This window comes from Streptantibioticus ferralitis (assembly GCF_029223525.1).
Lineage (GTDB): Bacteria > Actinomycetota > Actinomycetes > Streptomycetales > Streptomycetaceae > Streptantibioticus_A > Streptantibioticus_A ferralitis.
In genome coordinates this window covers 84,200-101,397 of sequence record NZ_JARHTQ010000001.1, presented here as the reverse complement: position 1 = coordinate 101,397, position 17,198 = coordinate 84,200, and the positions used below count along the sequence as shown (strand labels likewise).

Annotated in this window: 14 protein-coding genes and 1 pseudogene; 14 read left to right on the top strand and 1 reads right to left on the bottom strand. The window is 69.5% G+C overall.

Annotated elements, in window-relative coordinates; all coding sequences use genetic code 11:
• The first annotated feature begins 326 nt into the window (after positions 1-326).
• The 5 genes from serA to P2L57_RS00470 all read left to right on the top strand — a co-directional run bounded on the left by serA (position 327) and on the right by P2L57_RS00470 (position 4,641).
• Positions 327-1,931 carry a phosphoglycerate dehydrogenase gene (serA, locus tag P2L57_RS00490; protein WP_275806391.1) on the top strand — a complete coding sequence of 535 codons (1,605 nt, stop codon included), beginning with the start codon at positions 327-329 and terminating at the stop codon, positions 1,929-1,931.
• Positions 1,932-2,090: 159 nt separating this feature from the next.
• Entirely contained in the window at positions 2,091-3,284 is a 1,194-nt protein-coding gene (locus P2L57_RS00485) for a hypothetical protein (protein ID WP_275806389.1), read from the top strand.
• A gap of 272 nt (positions 3,285-3,556) precedes the next feature.
• Positions 3,557-3,979, top strand: coding sequence for an acyl-CoA thioesterase (locus P2L57_RS00480; protein WP_275806387.1), 423 nt, complete (start codon positions 3,557-3,559; stop codon positions 3,977-3,979).
• Positions 3,976-4,149, top strand: coding sequence for a hypothetical protein (locus tag P2L57_RS00475; RefSeq protein WP_275806385.1), 174 nt, complete (start codon positions 3,976-3,978; stop codon positions 4,147-4,149). Before P2L57_RS00480 ends, P2L57_RS00475 begins: the two co-directional genes overlap by 4 nt.
• Positions 4,150-4,242: 93 nt before the next feature.
• Entirely contained in the window at positions 4,243-4,641 is a 399-nt protein-coding gene (locus P2L57_RS00470) for a hypothetical protein (protein ID WP_275806383.1), read from the top strand.
• A gap of 13 nt (positions 4,642-4,654) precedes the next feature.
• On the opposite strand, the gene P2L57_RS00465 is transcribed toward P2L57_RS00470, so the two are convergent.
• Positions 4,655-5,809: a PucR family transcriptional regulator gene (locus tag P2L57_RS00465; RefSeq protein WP_275806381.1), complete on the bottom strand. Its 1,155-nt coding sequence runs from the start codon at positions 5,807-5,809 to the stop codon at positions 4,655-4,657.
• Positions 5,810-5,984: 175 nt separating this feature from the next.
• On the opposite strand from P2L57_RS00465, the gene P2L57_RS00460 reads away from it, so the two are divergent.
• The 9 genes and pseudogenes from P2L57_RS00460 to cimA all read left to right on the top strand — a co-directional run bounded on the left by P2L57_RS00460 (position 5,985) and on the right by cimA (position 17,189).
• Entirely contained in the window at positions 5,985-6,914 is a 930-nt protein-coding gene (locus tag P2L57_RS00460) for a proline dehydrogenase family protein (protein WP_275806379.1), read from the top strand.
• A 43-nt stretch (positions 6,915-6,957) separates the two neighbouring features.
• Positions 6,958-8,589, top strand: coding sequence for an L-glutamate gamma-semialdehyde dehydrogenase (gene pruA / locus P2L57_RS00455; protein WP_275806377.1), 1,632 nt, complete (start codon positions 6,958-6,960; stop codon positions 8,587-8,589).
• A gap of 492 nt (positions 8,590-9,081) precedes the next feature.
• Positions 9,082-10,119: a 3-isopropylmalate dehydrogenase gene (locus P2L57_RS00450; protein WP_275806374.1), complete on the top strand. Its 1,038-nt coding sequence runs from the start codon at positions 9,082-9,084 to the stop codon at positions 10,117-10,119.
• Positions 10,120-10,408: 289 nt separating this feature from the next.
• Positions 10,409-11,512 carry a branched-chain amino acid aminotransferase gene (locus P2L57_RS00445; protein WP_275806372.1) on the top strand — a complete coding sequence of 368 codons (1,104 nt, stop codon included), beginning with the start codon at positions 10,409-10,411 and terminating at the stop codon, positions 11,510-11,512.
• Between the two features lie 75 nt (positions 11,513-11,587).
• A pseudogene (locus P2L57_RS00440) lies at positions 11,588-12,135 on the top strand (TetR family transcriptional regulator C-terminal domain-containing protein).
• 162 nt (positions 12,136-12,297) lie between these two features.
• Positions 12,298-13,290, top strand: a complete 993-nt coding sequence (locus P2L57_RS00435) for a phospholipase D-like domain-containing protein (RefSeq protein ID WP_275806370.1) — start codon at positions 12,298-12,300, stop codon at positions 13,288-13,290.
• Between the two features lie 232 nt (positions 13,291-13,522).
• Complete coding sequence (locus P2L57_RS00430; RefSeq protein WP_275806368.1) at positions 13,523-14,065, top strand: GntR family transcriptional regulator; 543 nt, start codon at positions 13,523-13,525, stop codon at positions 14,063-14,065.
• A 460-nt stretch (positions 14,066-14,525) separates the two neighbouring features.
• Entirely contained in the window at positions 14,526-15,293 is a 768-nt protein-coding gene (locus tag P2L57_RS00425) for a GntR family transcriptional regulator (protein ID WP_275806366.1), read from the top strand.
• A 279-nt stretch (positions 15,294-15,572) separates the two neighbouring features.
• Positions 15,573-17,189, top strand: coding sequence for a citramalate synthase (gene cimA, locus P2L57_RS00420; RefSeq protein WP_275806364.1), 1,617 nt, complete (start codon positions 15,573-15,575; stop codon positions 17,187-17,189).
• The last annotated feature ends 9 nt before the right edge of the window (positions 17,190-17,198 follow it).

The window sequence follows — 17,198 nt, the reverse complement described above, 5'->3', positions numbered from 1 at the left end:
ACGGCCCCGGCGGGGTTCGGGGCGCAGCCCCCAAGGGGGTCTGGGGCGTAGCCCCGGGCGGGGGTTCGGGGGCGCAGCCCCCGATAGGAGAGAGGGGGACGGTTGCGGTGGTGTGTGGACGACCGCGTAGTGGTTGTCCACGTCGTATAGACCCGTGCGGGTGATCCTGCCGGACCGGCAGACGCAGTCCGGTGGTCCGCCGATACAATTCGTTAACAAGCGCGTCAGGCTCACAGCGTCGTGCGTCTTCCACGCGGCATGCCATCCCTCCCTCCCTGGAGCGGCCGTACGGGACCGGCCGCCCACGAAGGACAAGTGAGGACCCCGTGAGCACTGCTTCATCCACCAAGCCTGTCGTACTCATCGCCGAAGAGCTGTCGCCCGCCACCGTTGACGCCCTCGGGCCGGACTTCGAGATCCGGCACTGCAACGGCGCTGACCGGTCCCAGCTGTTGAGCTCGATCACCGATGCCGACGCGATCCTGGTCCGCAGCGCCACCAAGGTCGACGCCGAGGCCATCGCCGCCGCCCGGAAGCTGAAGGTGGTGGCCCGCGCCGGTGTCGGCCTCGACAACGTCGACGTCTCCGCCGCCACCAAGGCCGGTGTGATGGTCGTCAACGCCCCGACGTCCAACATCGTCACCGCCGCCGAGCTCGCCTGCGGCCTGATCATCGCCACCGCCCGCAACATCCCGCAGGCCAACACCGCGCTGAAGAACGGCGAGTGGAAGCGCAGCAAGTACACCGGCGTCGAGCTCTCGGAGAAGACCCTCGGCGTGGTCGGCCTCGGCCGCATCGGTGTACTGGTCGCCCAGCGGATGTCCGCGTTCGGGATGAAGATCGTCGCGTACGACCCCTATGTACAGCCCGCGCGCGCCGCGCAGATGGGCGTCAAGCTGCTCTCGCTCGACGAGCTGCTGGAGGTGGCCGACTTCATCACCGTGCACCTGCCGAAGACCCCGGAGACCATCGGCCTGATCGGCGATGAGGCGCTGCACCGGGTGAAGCCGAGCGTCCGGATCGTCAACGCCGCACGTGGCGGCATCGTCGACGAGGAGGCGCTGGCCTCCGCGTTGAAGGAGGGCCGGGTCGCGGGCGCGGGCCTGGACGTGTTCACCTCCGAGCCGTGCACCGACTCCCCACTGTTCCAGTTCGACTCCGTGGTCGCCACCCCGCACCTCGGCGCCTCGACCGGCGAGGCCCAGGAGAAGGCGGGCATCGCGGTCGCCAAGTCCGTACGGCTCGCGCTCGCGGGCGAGTTGGTGCCGGACGCGGTCAATGTGCAGGGCGGCGTGATCGCCGAGGACGTACGGCCCGGACTGCCGCTCGCCGAGAAGCTCGGCCGGATCTTCACCGCCCTGTCGGGCGAGGTCGCGGTCCGCCTCGATGTCGAGGTCCGCGGCGAGATCACCCAGCATGATGTCAAGGTGCTCGAACTCTCCACCCTCAAGGGCGTGTTCGAGGACGTCGTCGCAGAAACGGTCAGCTATGTGAACGCCCCGCTGTTCGCGCAGGAGCGCGGCGTCGAGGTCCGGCTGACGACCAGCTCGGAATCGCCCGAGCACCGCAACCTGGTCACCGTGCGCGGCACGCTGGCGGGCGGCGACGAGGTGTCCGTCTCCGGCACGCTCGCGGGCCCCAAGCACGTCCAGAAGATCGTCGGTGTCGGCGACTTCGATGTGGACCTGGTCCTCACCGAGCACATGGCCTTCCTGCGGTACGGCGACCGGCCCGGCATCGTCGGCATCGTCGGCCGGATCCTGGGGGACGCCGGGATCAACATCGCCGGTATGCAGGTCGCCCGTACCACCGAGGGCGGCGAGGCGCTGGTCGCCCTGACCGTCGACGACTCCATCCCGCAGTCGGTGCTCGCCGAGATCGCCGAGGAGATCGGCGCGACCTCGGCCCGAGCGGTCAACCTGGTCGACTGACCCACTCGTGAGTTCCGTGGCCCGGCGCCTTCCGAAAGGCGCTGGGCCACACTCATGCCCGACGGGAGCCGCACAACCAATGGGTTGTTTCCTCCGTCTATGGGGGTGATGAGTTCCCGGTAAAGGGTCGGGGCGGGTCGCAACGAGTAGGGGAGCGCCATGAGTTGGTCCAGGCCGCTGGCCGCTGCGGTGTCCGGGTTGCTGCTGTGCGGCTGCGTCGCGACAGGCAACGCGCAGGCCGCCGCTCCGGCGACGGGGAGTACGGCCGCCGCTCCGGGCCGCGAGAAGCCGGTACTGATGCTGAACGGCAGCACCGAGGCCCGCCCCGGGCAACTCGTCGACATCATGCTGGAGGGCGTCAGCGGCGCCCGGTCGCGGTACGGGGTGACCGCCACGTCGCCCGCGTTCCACAGCCCGACCCGGTTGCGCTGGCACCAGGACGAGGACGCCTACGAGGCCGTGGTGCCGCTGTCCATGACCGACAAGCCCGGCTGGTATCCGCTGGCCGTCGCCGTCGGCGGCCATGTCGTGGCCCGCGACAAGATCCAGATCGTACGGTCCCAGCGCCCGTCGTTGAGCGTGACGGCCTCGGCCGCGGTGGCCCGGCCGGGGGAGCAGGTGGCGGTGCGGTTCGACGACCTGTACCCGGGCGAGACCGGCAGCGGCTTCACCGTGCGCTCCGCGGCGCTGCCCAAGCCGGCCCGGCTGGCCCGCGACCAGATCGGTGACTTCTACAACCCCCGGGCCTTCTCCGCCCAGCCGGAGCTGAAGCCGGACCTCACGGACGGTACGTACACCTTCGAGTTGTACGGTCCGCGCGGCCGGATCACCGAGCAGCGCCTCACGGTCCGGGCGGCGCGCCCCGGTGACGCCGACTATCTGGGCAAGGCACGCGGTCCCGCGTTCTTCACGCCGCACGGCTCGCCGGAGGACGCCCGCGAGCACGGCTACAAGGTCCCGGCCGGCGGCCGGGTCGAGATCCTGTGGCACGACGTGTACCCGGACGCGGGCGAGGATACCCGGCTCGTCGCCACTTCCCCGGCCTTCACCCACCCGGTGAAGCTCCAGCGCGACGAGAGCAAGGGCGCGGACGGTGACGATCCGCGGTACTTCAACCTCGCCACGATGCGTACCGACCTCAGGCCGGGCAGCTACCCGGTGACGGTCGTCGCCCACCACGGCCGGGTACGGATGACCAACTCCCTGGTCGTCACCGCCGCTTCGGCCCCGAGCCGCAGCATGGCCGCTGGCCCCGGCACCGGATGGCTCGGTGCCGTCGGAGGCGCACTGGTGCTCGCCGCGATCGGTGTCGCGACGACGCTGCGCAGGCGCCGCCCCACGACCGGGCACTGACCCGCCAACTCCCCGTCCGCTGACCGCCGGCGCGGGTGGCCGCGCCCAGCCGACCATGGACGCATCCACCAGGCGATCAACGAACCGGGGAGTGGCGGAAGTTGACCGGAATCCTTGACGGCAGGACAGCCGTCGCCGCCACCGCCTGCGCGGCGGCGGAGGGCTGCGCCGGGCGCTGTCGTCGACGGGAGTATGCGGCATGGGAGATTCCGCGGGGGACGGCGCACAATGAAGGTCCAACGATCGTCCATCAGTTCGCCGGGAGGGCCACCGTGGCCACGCCGTTCACCGTACGGATCACCGTCCGCGGCTATGAGACCGACTCGCAGGGGCACCTCAACACCAGCGTCTACCTGCAGTACGCCGAGCACGCCCGGTGGGTGATGATGCTGCAGGCCGGGGTCCGGCAGAGCGCTCTGCTGGACAAGGGGGTCGGCCCGGTGAACATCGAGACCACGCTGCGGTTCCATCGTGAACTACGGGCCGGTGACGAGGTCGACGTGTCGTGCACGTTCCTGTGGGGCGAGGGCAAGTCGTTCCGCATGGAGCAGTCCATCCACACGGCCGAGGGCACGTTGGCCGCCGAAGTCCACAGCGTCGGCGGCCTGATGGACCTCGCGACGCGCCGACTCGTCTCCGATCCGCGCGAGCACTTCCGGGCGCTCGCCGCCGACGCGTCCCTCGTCGGCCTGTGAACCGTCTGGATCCGCTGGTACGCGAGGTAGGCGACGCCTACCTGGCCGCGGTCGACGCACAGTGGCCGTCACTCCACCGCTCAGCGCTCCAACGGCGCACGGAGGTACTCGCGTTCATGGACATGGCCATCGACGACGCGCGCAACTCCCGCCGTCGCGCCGCCGAGTAGCCCCACGGCGTGATCCGGACACAATTCCGCCAAGGCCCGCCGGGCAGGGCCTAGCATGGCAGGGTGGGTGCCAAGGGGGAGGGGACCACGGGTATGTCCTTATGGGGTCGGGCGTTATGCGTTGTGTTCGGGGTCGCGTTGGCGGTCCCCGGCTTCACGGCCTGCAATGACCTGCACAGGTCGGTGGACTGCGGGAAGTCCACGCTGAAGATCGCCGGTGATGTGCAGGACGTGGTGTCGGCGGTCACCAACGTCGGGAACCTGGTGGACTCCGAGCGGCGCAGGAGCACCTCGGAGTCGGTGCGCAAACTCCAGCGCGACGTCGGGGAGTTGGACAAGAGCAGTCACAACGTCGACCAGCGCAAGGCGGCCGACGACGTGGCCAAGGCGGCGCGCAGTGTCCAGGCCGCGGCGGACAAGGGCGCGACGCCGGATGTGAAACCGCTGGCCGATGCGGCGACAGAGCTGTCCAAGGTGTGCGCGTCCTCCTGACCGCGGACCGCGGTCACAGCTTCGCGGCCTTCAGCGCCATGTGCAGCAGCAGCCGGTCCTCGCCCTCGTCCAGGTCCAGGCCGGTCAGCCGCTCGACCCGGGACAGCCGGTAGTAGAGCGTCTGGCGATGGATCGCCAGCGCCGCCGCGGCACGGCCCGCCTGGCCCGCGCAGTCCAGGAACACCTCCGCGGTGTGGGCGAGTTCGGCGTGCGCGGGCTGCAGCAGCGCCACCACCGTGCGGTCCGTACCGGTCGGGAGACCGGTGAGCAGGCGGTACGGGCCGATGTTCGACCACTCCGCCACCGGCCCCAGCCTCGGCTGGGCGTGCGCGGCCCGCGCCGCGCCCGACGCCTCGCGCCAGGCGTCCGCCAACTCGGCGAGGCCCCGGCGCACTTCACCGACCCCGGCGGCGGCGCCGCGGGCGCGTACCGACTCCAGCAGCCGGGAGGCCGCGGTCCTGGCCGGAGTCACCACATCCGCCGACCGCAGCCGGATCAGCGCCGCCAGCCCGTCGTCCCGTACCGTGCACAGCGCCGCCGCGCCCGGAACGCCGCGTACGTCCGGCAGGGCGTCGGAGTCCTCATCGGTGTCCGCGGTGTCCCACGGGGTCACACAGACCAGCGTGAACGGCCCGTCGGCGGACCGCCCCAGGGCGGCTCGCAGTACGTACTCCGCCGCCTCGCGCCGCTCGCGCGGTCCGGTGATCAGCGCCTGCAGCTCCAGGCCCAGGTCGGCTCCGGCGCGCGCCTCCGCGGCCAGCAGGGTGCCGATGCGCGCGGCGACCGCCATCGCCGCGCCCAGCGGCCGCGCCCGGCCGTCGTCGAGCAGCCACACATAGCCGTAGACCACGCCGCGATGGCGCACCGGCAGACAGATCCGCGCCCGTATCCCCGCCTCCGGGTCGGCCGGGATACGCACCGGCGCCTGGGCCCGCGCGATGCCGAAGCCCTCGAACCAGGCACGGACCTCGGCGGTCGAGCCGCGCGTCAGGATGGAACGTGTACGGATCGGGTCCATCGCGCTGGCGTCGCTGTCATGCGCGCAGAACGCGATCAGCCGGAAATCGCGGTCCTCCAGGGTCGCGGGCGCGCCCAGCAGCGCCGACACCTCGTCGACGAGTTCCTGGTAGTCGCTGTAGTCCCCGCGCACCGGATCATTGTCGCTCATACACGTGTATGAGGGGCGGGTCACGGATGCGTGACACCTGTCGATAGCTCACCGTGAGGGGGAAACCTAAATTTCATGGCGGAGCCACCTGCGCGAAGACACCACTTCGCGTGCTTCGCGCCGCGCGGATGCGCTCCACGCACCCCCGCTCTACGCGCACCTTGGAGGAGCCCCCGTGCTGGGTCCCGTGTTGCTCGCCGCCTCGCGCAGCGACCGTATGCGCCGCATCGTCGCGGCCGCCCCCGTCACCCGGCCGGTCGTGGACCGTTTCGTCGCCGGTGACGAGCTGCGCCCCGCCATGGCCAACGTCCGGGCGCTGACCGCCGCCGGGCTTGAGGTCACCCTCGATCACCTGGGTGAGGACGTCACCGACCGGGCCACCGCCAACGCCACCCGCGACGCCTACCTGCGGCTGCTGGACGCCATCGCCGCCGAGGGGCTCGGCAAGCGCGCCGAGGTGTCGGTGAAGCTGTCCGCCTTCGGCCAGGCGCTCCCGGTGGACGGGCACGACATCGCGCTGGAGAACGTCCGGAAGGTCGCCGAGGCCGCCACCGCCGCGGGCACCACGGTCACCCTCGACATGGAGGACCACACCACGGTCGACTCGACCCTGGCCATCCTCGACGAACTGCGCAAGGAGCACCCCGGCACCGGCGCGGTCGTCCAGTCGTACCTGTTCCGCACCGAGGACGACTGCCGTCGGCTGGCCACCCCGGACTCCCGGGTGCGCCTGGTGAAGGGCGCCTACAAGGAGCCCGCCTCCGTGGCGTACCAGGACAAGCGGGAGGTCGACCGGGCGTATGTGCGCTGCCTGAAGATCCTGATGGCGGGCGCCGGGTACCCGATGATCGGCTCGCACGACCCGCGCATGATCGCCATCGGTCAGGACCTGGCCCGGAGCAACGGGCGCCAGCCCGGCGACTACGAGTTCCAGATGCTGTTCGGCATCCGTACCGCCGAGCAGCGCCGCCTGGCCGGCGAGGGTGAGCGCATGCGCATTTACGTGCCGTACGGCGCAGACTGGTACGGGTACTTCATGCGCCGCCTCGCCGAGCGCCCCGCGAACCTCGCGTTCTTCCTCCGCTCGTTCATCCCCGGCGCCTGACCGGCGCCGCAGCACACCCCAAGGTAGAAGGAGACCCCCTCACATGGACGCCGTGACCCAGGTCCCGACCCCGGTCAACGAGCCGGTGCACTCCTACGCGCCGGGGAGCCCGGAGCGTTCCCGTCTCGAAGCGAAGCTCAAGGAGCTCGGCGAGAACCCGGTCGAGCTGCCGATGACCATCGGCGGCGTGAAGCGGATGGGCGCCGGCGAGCCCTTCGACGTCGTACAGCCGCACAACCACGCGGCCAAGCTGGGCACGCTGCGGAACGCCAGCACCGAGGACGCGCAGGACGCCGTCGACGCGGCGCTGGCCGCGGCGCCCGCGTGGCGGGAGATGTCCTTCGACGACCGCGCCGCGATCATCCTGCGCGCCGCCGAGCTGCTGGCCGGTCCGTGGCGGGAGACGATCGCCGCCGCGACCATGCTGGGCCAGTCCAAGACCGCCCAGCAGGCCGAGATCGACACGCCGTGTGAGCTGGTCGACTTCTGGCGGTTCAACGTCGCCTACGCGCGGCAGATCCTCGCCGAGCAGCCGCCTGCGAACTCCCCGGGTGTGTGGAACCGCCTCGACCACCGTCCGCTGGAAGGTTTCGTCTACGCGATCACGCCGTTCAACTTCTCGGCGATCGCGGGAAACCTGCCGACCGCGCCCGCGCTGATGGGCAACGTCGTGCTGTGGAAGCCGTCTCCGACCCAGACCCGCGCCGCCGTGCTGCTGATGGAACTGCTGGAGGAGGCGGGCCTGCCCAAGGGCGTCATCAACCTGGTGACCGGCGACGGCATCGCCGTCTCCGAGGTGGCGCTGAACCACCCCGACCTGGCGGGCATCCACTTCACCGGCTCCACCAGGACCTTCCAGTACCTGTGGAAGACGGTCGGCGCCAACATCGAGAAGTACAAGAACTACCCGCGGATCGTCGGTGAGACCGGTGGCAAGGACTTCGTGGTCGCCCACCCGTCGGCCGACCCGGCGGTGCTCAAGACCGCACTGACCCGCGGTGCCTTCGAGTACCAGGGCCAGAAGTGCTCGGCGACCTCCCGCGCCTACATCCCGCGCTCCATCTGGGACGGCGGCTTCAAGGAGGCCTTCGCGGCCGAGGTCGACGGCATCACCATGGGTGACGTCACCGACCTGGACAACTTCATCGGCGCCGTGATCGACGACCGTGCCTTCGCCAAGAACAAGGCCGCGATCGACCGTGCCAAGGCCAACCCGACCTGCGAGATCATCGCCGGTGGCAGCTACGACGACTCGGTGGGCTACTTCGTCCGCCCGACCGTCGTGGTCTGCTCGGACCCCGAGAACGAGGTCTTCCAGGACGAGTACTTCGGCCCGTTCCTCGCCGTGCACGTCTACGAGGACAAGAACTACGAGCAGATGCTGGCGCAGATGGAGTCCGTCTCCAAGTACGCGCTCACCGGCTCGATCATCGCGGGCGACCGCGCCGCCGCCGCCCACGCCATGGCGGCGCTGCGGTACGCCGCGGGCAACTTCTACATCAACGACAAGTCGACCGGCGCCGTGGTCGGCCAGCAGCCGTTCGGCGGCGGCCGGGCCTCCGGCACCAACGACAAGGCGGGCGCCGCGCAGAACCTGATGCGCTGGACGTCCACCCGGGCGATCAAGGAGACGCTGGTCCCGCCGACGGACTACCGCTACCCGCACATGGGCTGAGCCCTCGCGGCACCCGCGAAAACGGCCCCTTCGGCATATGCCGGAGGGGCCGTTCGCATGGTTGCCGTCTCAGATAGTAGGAAGTCCGAGTAATCGCGGCGACAGATCGGCGAAGTCGTCCTAGCGTTGTAGTCAGGCCGAACGCTTCGCTTGATCCAGCGATCGGCGGATGAGAGCCGGTGCCTTCGCGCAGGTCACCCCTGCGGCGCCCGCCTCCCGCCCCCTCCGGCGCACCCCTCGCCCCCTGTCTTTCGTGGGGGACCCCGTCATGGTTGGAGTTGTGCACCATGGATGAGACCGCCCGCAAGAACGCCGCCGAAGCCCTGCAGCGCGCCCTGGACCGCCGTGACAACGGCGGGGCCACCGGTCACGAGCGTCGCTGATGCCCCGTAACTGCCCGACCGGCTGGGCGACTTGGCCGCTCAGCCAATCGGGCGTCCACATTGTGGATGGCCTATGTCATTGACTGGGACGAGGCGTACAGTGCCCAACATGTCTCGCAGCATCAGCCTCGCAGTGATCCCCGGTGACGGCATCGGCCAGGAAGTGGTGGCCGAAGGACTCAAGGTGCTCAGCGCAGTCCTTCCGCAGGACGTGAAGCTGGAGACGAAGACCTATGACTTCGGCGCCAAGCGCTGGCACGAGACCGGTGAGACCCTCACTGACGCCGATCTGGCACAGCTCAAGGAGCACGACGCCATCCTGCTCGGGGCGATCGGCGACCCGTCGGTGCCGTCCGGAGTCCTGGAGCGCGGCTTCCTGCTCAAGCTGCGGTTCGCCTTCGACCACCACGTCAACCTGCGGCCCGGCAAACTGCTCCCCGGTGTGAAGTCCCCGCTCGCGGGCGACCCCGACATCGACTTCGTGGTGGTCCGCGAGGGCACCGAGGGCCCGTACGTGGGCAACGGCGGTGTGCTGCGCGGCGGAACCCCGCACGAGGTGGCCACCGAGGTCAGCCTCAACACCGCCTTCGGCATCGAGCGGGTGGTGCGCGACGCGTACGCACGTGCCCAGGCCCGGCCGCGCAAGAAGCTCACCCTGGTGCACAAGAACAACGTCCTGGTGCACGCCGGTCATCTGTGGAAGAACATCTTCGACAAGGTCGGCCAGGAGTTCCCCGAGGTCACCACCGACTATCTGCATGTGGACGCGGCGACGATCTTCTTCGTCACCCAGCCCGAGCGGTTCGACGTGATCGTCACCGACAACCTCTTCGGTGACATCCTCACCGACCTGGCCGCCGCCGTCACCGGCGGTATCGGCCTGGCCGCCAGCGGGAACATCAACCCCTCCGGCGAGTTCCCGTCGATGTTCGAGCCGGTGCACGGCTCCGCGCCGGACATCGCGGGCCAGGGCAAGGCCGACCCGACCGCCACCGTGCTGTCGGTCGCACTGCTGCTGCAGCACCTCGGCTACCGCGCGGAGGCCGCGCGCATCGAGGAGGCGGTCGCCGCCGACCTCGCCGAGCGCGGCGAGGCCCAGCGCTCCACCAGCGCCATCGGCGACGCGCTCGCCGCCCGGCTCTCTTGAATCAAAAGGGGGCCGGCTGACCGCCGGTACCTCATCTCCCACGAGGGCCTGTCCGGCGGATTCCTCATCCGCCGGACAGGCCCTCGTGCTGTGCAACGGCGATCCCGGATGCCACCATCGACCTCTGGGCCGCGACCTGCGCCACATGTGCACTTGGTTTTCCCCCCAAGCCCTCTCGGTGATAATCGGACAGAGGGCCGCACTGCGGGAAGAAGCTAGGACGTCCTAGCAACAACCCCGAGGCGGAGTACGCGGTCCGCCACTACCTCACGGTGAAGGACACGCAGACATGACGACGCCCACGATCGAGCTCAAGCCCTCGGCACACCCGCTCTCCGACGCGGAGCGCGAGGCGATCCTCGCCAACCCCGGCTTCGGCCGCCACTTCACCGACCACATGGTCACCATCCGGTGGACCGAGGGCCGCGGTTGGCACGATGCCCAACTGGTGCCGTACGCGCCGCTCTCGATCGACCCGGCCAACATGACGCTGCACTACGCGCAGTCCATCTTCGAGGGGCTCAAGGCGTACCGGCAGCCGGACGGCGGTGTGGCCACCTTCCGCCCGCAGGCCAACGCCGAGCGCTTCCAGGCCTCGGCCCGCCGACTGGCCATGCCCGAGCTGCCGGTGGAGACCTTCATCGCCGCGTGCGACGCGCTGGTCACCCAGGACAAGGCGTGGGTGCCCAGCGAAGGCGAGCAGTCGCTCTACCTGCGGCCGTTCATGTTCGCCACCGAGGTCGGGCTCGGCGTCAAGCCGGCCAACGAGTACCTGTTCATCGTGATCGCCTCCCCGGCCGGTGCGTACTTCCCCGGTGGCGTCAAGCCGGTGTCCGTCTGGCTCTCCGAGGAGTACGTGCGGGCCGCGCCCGGTGGCACCGGTGCGGCCAAGTGCGCGGGCAACTACGCCGCTTCGCTGGTCGCACAGGCCGAGGCCTTCGAGCACGGCTGCGACCAGGTGGTCTGGCTGGACGCGATCGAGCGCCGCTGGATCGAGGAAATGGGCGGTATGAACCTGTACTTCGTGTACAGGGCTGAGTCTGACCGAAAGGAGCGGATCGTCACGCCCGAGCTGACCGGTTCGCTGCTGCCCGGTATCACCCGGCTGTCGCTGCTGCAGATCGCCGAGGACCTCGGCTACGAGGTGGCCGAGGACCGGATCTCGGTGGACGACTGGAAGAACGGCAACGAGAACGGCGGCCTCACCGAGGTCTTCGCCTGCGGGACCGCCGCCGTGATCACGCCGGTCGGCTCGGTCAAGTCCACCCGCGCCAACTGGACGGTTGCCGACGGCCAGCCGGGCGAGGTCACCATGAAGCTGCGCAGGGCGCTGCTGGACATTCAGACCGGCGTCACCGCGGACACCCACGGCTGGATGCACCGGCTCGGCTGACGCCGAGTTCGACGGTTGCCTGGTGGTTGCGGTCTCGGCGCCGCCGGGCCTTGTCGTTGTGGTCGCTCGGCGGTGATGGCCGCCGCGATGGCGGCCATCACCGAACGCGGCCTCGCCGAGCTGACCATCGCCGGGCTCGGCCGCGAGGTCGGTATGAGTAGCGGCCATGTCATGTACTACTTCGGCAGCAAGGACGAGCTGCTGCTGCAGACCCTGGAGTGGAGCGAGGAGCAGCTCGGCGTCGAGCGCCGGGCCGTGCTGTCCAGGCCGGTCCCGGTGCGCGAGCGGCTGGACGCCTTCGTGGACCGCTACCTGCCCGACGGCCCGCGCGATCCGCGCTGGGTCCTGTGGTCCGAGGTGTGGAACCGCTCGCAGCCGGGTGAGGAGGCGTTGCGGCGACAGCTCGAACTCGAACTGGTCTGGCACCGCGCCCTGGTCGCCCTGGTCGCCGAGGGCATCTCACGCGGCGAGTTCCGCACCGCCGACCCGGAGCGCTTCGCGGTACGCATGCGGGCCCTGCTGGACGGCTTCGGCACCCACCTGGTGGTCGGCCTGCCGGGGCGGACCGGGATCAAGTGCTCGGGCGCGTACGGGAGTTCGTGGACCAGTCGATGGGGGCGTGAGGGGTTCGAGTTACGGGTCCCTGTCGATCCAGTAAAGCCTGGGCCAAAACTCTACGCGCGTCATTCACTTGTCGGCTGACATCCATATGTTTGTCATGTCCGCGCTGTACGCAGTGACGCGGCATCAAAGCGATGCGCCTTCACCCCCACACAGGAGGAAGCATGCGCCGTCTCCCGTTAGCACGACTGGCAACCGCCGGCGTCGCCGCCACCGCGGCCCTCGCCCTCATCGCCCCCACAACACACGCCGCAACCGGCACGTACTCCCTGATCGTCCAGCCCGACCAGGGCATCACGCCGATCTACAACCTGATCAACTCGGCGCACAAGAGCATCGACCTGACGATGTACGAACTCGTCGACACCACCGCGCAGAAGTACCTGGTGGGCAAGGCGAAGGCGGGCGTCAAGGTCCGCGTCATCCTCGACCAGCGCCGCAAGTCCACCAACTCCAGCACCTACACGTACCTGAAGAACAACGGCGTCGGTGTGGTCTGGTCGAACAGCACGTACTACTTCACGCACGAGAAGACGATGGTCGTCGACGGCACCCAGGCCGTCATCATGAGCGGCAACATGACCTCGAAGTACTACGCCGCGGACCGCAACTACAGCGTGACCGACACCGACGGCGCCGACGTCTCGGCGATCGAGCAGGTCTTCAACGCCGACTACGCACACAAGTCGATCACCCCCGGCGACGGCGACCACCTCGTCTGGTCCCCCACCGACTCACAGTCCCAACTCCTCGCGCTGATCAGCGGCGCGAAGACCAACCTGTACGTGGAGAACCAGGAGATGGGCGACACCGTCGTCGTCAACGCGCTCACCGCGGCCGCCCAGCGCGGGGTCAAGGTCGAGGTGGCGATGTCCAACACCGGCAACACCTACGCGAGCGAGTTCAACACCCTGAAGGCGGCGGGCGTCCAGGTGAGCACGTACGCGGCCAACGCCCCCCTGTACATCCACGCGAAGGCGATCGTCGCGGACCAGGGGACGGCGGGCGAGAAGGTGTTCGTGGGCTCGGAGAACTTCTCCAGCACCTCGCTCAACAGGAACCGGGAGCTGGGCGTCATCCTGCAGGACGCGAAGATCGGCGACGGCGTGGAGAAGGTGATCGCGAAGGACTTCGCGGGCGGCACGGCCTGGTCGTAACGGCCCGGCGGCAACCACGCGTTGATCGCACGGCCGCGCCCCCGCGAGGTGGGGCGCGGCCGTCAACATGCCGCTACGGCACGGCACCTACGGTGAATGAGGCAGGCCCGTGCGCGCTCCCGCTCCGATGCCACGGTGGGCTACGGCCCCGTCCACGACGAGGGAGGGGCGCGCGGAGCGCCGGACGCCTGCGCGGGTAGGGTCAGGTGATCGCCGTGGGGTAGGAGGCGTGATGGGCAGTGGCGAGTGGGTCGGCAGCTCCATGAGCTATGTGAGACCGTCCGCGAGTGGTGGACAGGATGCGTGGAGCGCAGAAGCGGCCGCGCGTGGTGGACGAGGCTCCCAGCGCATTGTGCAGGCTGGTGAGATGGACGCGTCGTCGGTGGTTGCCGATCTGCTGGGCGTTGCGCGCGGCGCTACGGTGATCGTGCGCCGACGCATTATGTATCTGGACGACCAGCCAACCGAGTTGACCGACACGTACTATCCACTCCACGTTGCTGCTGGTACGCCCCTGTGTGGCACCGCGAAGATCCGTGGCGGTGCGGTCGCACTGCTCGCTGAACTCGGTTACGTCGGCAGGCGGGTTCGTGAGGATGTCGGAGCGCGAATGCCGGACCGCGAAGAGCGTGACGTCCTGCAATTGGAGCCCCATCAGCCTGCCTTGACGCTGGCCAGGGTTACCTTCGACGCTGACGAACGGCCCATCCAGGCCGATCTGATGGTCATGCCCGCTCATCGCCAACGCCTTCGCTACGAATTGGCGATCGGATGACTTCGTGTGCCGCGAGCCGCGGCATGAAATGTGCGCACCCTGAAATGCGTGATCCACGCAGCCGACCTGATGGTCATGCCCGCACCACCGACACCACCCCGTGCGCCGTGCGCAGGTGTCGACGTGCCAGTACACGGCAGTCGACCTCCTGGCTTGGGTTCCGCTGTGACCGGGCCGTGTCCTCGGCGCTCTTCAGCCGGTTGCACTCCGCGCAGTCGGCTACGTACGGCAGGGGGTCGGGACCCCAAGCGGCCTTCGTGTCATCCTTGCTCGTCTCTTGCTCCCCTCGCGTCCAATTGATCCTCCCTAGGGAGGTTGGTGGTCTCGCTATTGCAGCGGACCTCCCTAGGGATGTCAATGCGCGTGCGGCTCGCGCCCGAGGTGTTGTCATGCCCGTTCGCCAGGCGTTCGAGGGTGTGGTTAGGTTGATCACCCTAGGGAGGAACGAAGGGGAGAGCCCATGCCCGAGACGTCCCGGCAGATCGCCGATGACATCAGGGCGCGGATCTATTCCGGTGAACTGGCGCCCGGGGATCGGTTGCCCGGTGAGCCCACGCTGGTGAAGCAGTACGGCGTGGCCAAGATGACAGCGAACCAAGCGCTGAAACTCCTGGTGGGCGAGGGACTGGCGGTGGCCCGTCCTGGCTCGGGCACCTATGTGCGGGAGTTTCGCCCGATCCGGCGGGTCGCGAACGACCGCCTGGACAAGTCGCGTTGGTCGGGCGGCAAATCGATCTGGTCCGCGGATGTCGAGCAGCGCCCTCTTGTGACCGATGTCGAGGTGTACGAGGCCGAGGCGCCCCGACAGGTGGCGCGACTGCTCGGGCTTGACGCGGGAGCGCCGGTGATTGTCCGTCGTCGCCGGTTCGTGGTCGAGGAACGGCCGGTGCAGTTGGCCACGTCGTTCCTCCCGGCCGATCTCGTGCGGTCGTCCGCCGTCGCGCAGCGCGACACCGGGCCGGGCGGCACGTACGCCAGGCTGGCGGAACTGGGCGCTGAGCCGGTCGACTTCGTGGAGGAGTTGCGCGCCAGGATGCCGAGTGACGACGAGCGCCAAGACCTGCGGCTCGCTACCGGGGTGCCCGTAGTGGAGATCTGCCGCACGGCGTTCACCGCCGGGCGGCGGCCCGTCGAGGTTACGCAGATGTTGTTGGACGCCGGGTCCTACGTGCTGGAGTATCGGCTGAGCGGGTCGGGCGCCACGTCGGCCGAAATGCCCGCATCCTGAGACGCCCATCCGCGCGGAAGCGCGCCTGTGCCAAACTGCCCCCGTGTCCTTCGCCATGATTATTGGCTAGGCGCGCCGGTCCGCAGTGGCCGTCGTCGTGCAGACCTGAGCGCGATGGCGATCACCGTGTCCCAGACCCGCGCGCAGACCTCTCGCATCCGCGAGAGGTTTTTTCGTTTCCTGGGCCACCCACCACCAGGCAGCGAGGCGCGAGGGATCATTGGGGGCAAGTGGAGTTGGTTGATCCGTAAACCCGCTCACTCGACAGGAGTCCACCAGATGACGGCAGAAAACGAGCCCACGCTGCCCGACGACAGCTTCCATGTCTTCGACACCACGCTGCGCGACGGCGCGCAGCGTGAGGGCATCAACCTGTCCGTCGCCGACAAGCTGGCCATCGCCCGGCACCTGGACGAGTTCGGGGTGGGGTTCATCGAGGGCGGCTGGCCGGGGGCCAATCCGCGGGACACCGAGTTCTTCGAGCGGGCGCGCAAGGAGATCGGCTTCCGGCACGCACAGCTGGTGGCTTTCGGCGCCACCCGTAAGGCCGGCGTGCGGGCCGACGAGGACCCGCAGGTCGCCGCGCTGCTGGAGTCCGGCGCGCCGGTGATCACCCTGGTGGCCAAGTCGCACGACCGGCACGTCGAGCTGGCGCTGCGCACCACGCTGGAGGAGAACCTCGCGATGGTGCGGGACACCGTCGAGTACCTGCGCTCGCAAGGGCGCCGGGTCTTCGTGGACTGCGAGCACTTCTTCGACGGCTACCGGGCCAACCCGGAGTACGCCAAGTCCGTGGTGCGGACCGCGCACGAGGCCGGGGCCGATGTCGTCGTGTTGTGCGACACCAACGGCGGCATGCTGCCCGCCCAGGTCGCAGCCGTGGTGCGCACGGTGCTCGCCGACACCGGCGCCCGGCTGGGCATCCACGCCCAGGACGACACCGGCTGCGCGGTCGCCAACACCCTCGCCGCGGTCGACGCGGGCGCCACGCACGTCCAGTGCACCGCCAACGGCTACGGGGAGCGGGTGGGGAACTCCAACCTCTTCCCGGTCGTGGCGGCGCTGGAGCTGAAGTACGGCAAGCGGGTGCTGCCCGAGGGCACGCTCGCCGAGATGACCCGGATCTCGCACGCCATCGCCGAGGTCGTCAACCTCACACCTGCCACCCATCAGCCGTACGTGGGCGTGTCGGCCTTCGCGCACAAGGCCGGACTGCATGCCTCCGCCATCAAGGTCGACCCGGACCTGTACCAGCACATCGACCCCGAGCTGGTCGGCAACACCATGCGGATGCTCGTCTCCGACATGGCCGGGCGCGCCTCCATCGAGCTCAAGGGCAAGGAGCTCGGATACGACCTGACCGGCGACCGCGAACTCGCGGGCCGCGTCGTCGAGCGGGTCAAGGAGCGCGAACTGGCCGGATACACCTATGAGGCGGCCGACGCCTCCTTCGAACTGCTGCTGCGCGACGAGGTGCGCGGCGAGGCCACCCGCTTCTTCCGGGTCGAGTCCTGGCGCGCCATCGTCGAGCAGCGGCCGGACGGCGTCCAGGTCAACGAGGCGACGGTGAAGCTGTGGGCGAAGGGCGAGCGGATCGTCGCCACCGGCGAGGGCAACGGCCCGGTGGACGCCCTGGACCGCGCGCTGCGCGCCGGTCTTGAGCGCATCTACCCGCCGCTGGCGCACATGGAGCTGGTCGACTACAAGGTCCGCATCCTGGAGGGGCGGCACGGCACCGAGTCCACCACCCGCGTCCTGGTCTCCACCGGCGACGGTCGGGGGGAGTGGTCCACCGTGGGTGTCGGCGAGAACGTCATCGCGGCGTCCTGGCAGGCGCTGGACGACGCCTACACCTACGGGTTGATCCGCGCCGGAGCCGAATCGCAGGACTGCTGAGCCCCGCCG

Bases quoted from the DNA above. Each gene is read 5' to 3' on its own strand.
- P2L57_RS00485 (WP_275806389.1), top strand. From the start codon at position 2,091: ATGAGTTGGTCCAGGCCGCTGGCCGCTGCGGTGTCCGGGTTGCTGCTG.
- P2L57_RS00470 (WP_275806383.1), top strand. From the start codon at position 4,243: ATGTCCTTATGGGGTCGGGCGTTATGCGTTGTGTTCGGGGTCGCGTTG.
- P2L57_RS00465 (WP_275806381.1), bottom strand. From the start codon at position 5,809: ATGAGCGACAATGATCCGGTGCGCGGGGACTACAGCGACTACCAGGAA.
- pruA (WP_275806377.1), top strand. From the start codon at position 6,958: ATGGACGCCGTGACCCAGGTCCCGACCCCGGTCAACGAGCCGGTGCAC.
- P2L57_RS00450 (WP_275806374.1), top strand. From the start codon at position 9,082: ATGTCTCGCAGCATCAGCCTCGCAGTGATCCCCGGTGACGGCATCGGC.
- P2L57_RS00445 (WP_275806372.1), top strand. From the start codon at position 10,409: ATGACGACGCCCACGATCGAGCTCAAGCCCTCGGCACACCCGCTCTCC.
- P2L57_RS00435 (WP_275806370.1), top strand. From the start codon at position 12,298: ATGCGCCGTCTCCCGTTAGCACGACTGGCAACCGCCGGCGTCGCCGCC.
- P2L57_RS00430 (WP_275806368.1), top strand. From the start codon at position 13,523: ATGGGCAGTGGCGAGTGGGTCGGCAGCTCCATGAGCTATGTGAGACCG.
- P2L57_RS00425 (WP_275806366.1), top strand. From the start codon at position 14,526: ATGCCCGAGACGTCCCGGCAGATCGCCGATGACATCAGGGCGCGGATC.
- cimA (WP_275806364.1), top strand. From the start codon at position 15,573: ATGACGGCAGAAAACGAGCCCACGCTGCCCGACGACAGCTTCCATGTC.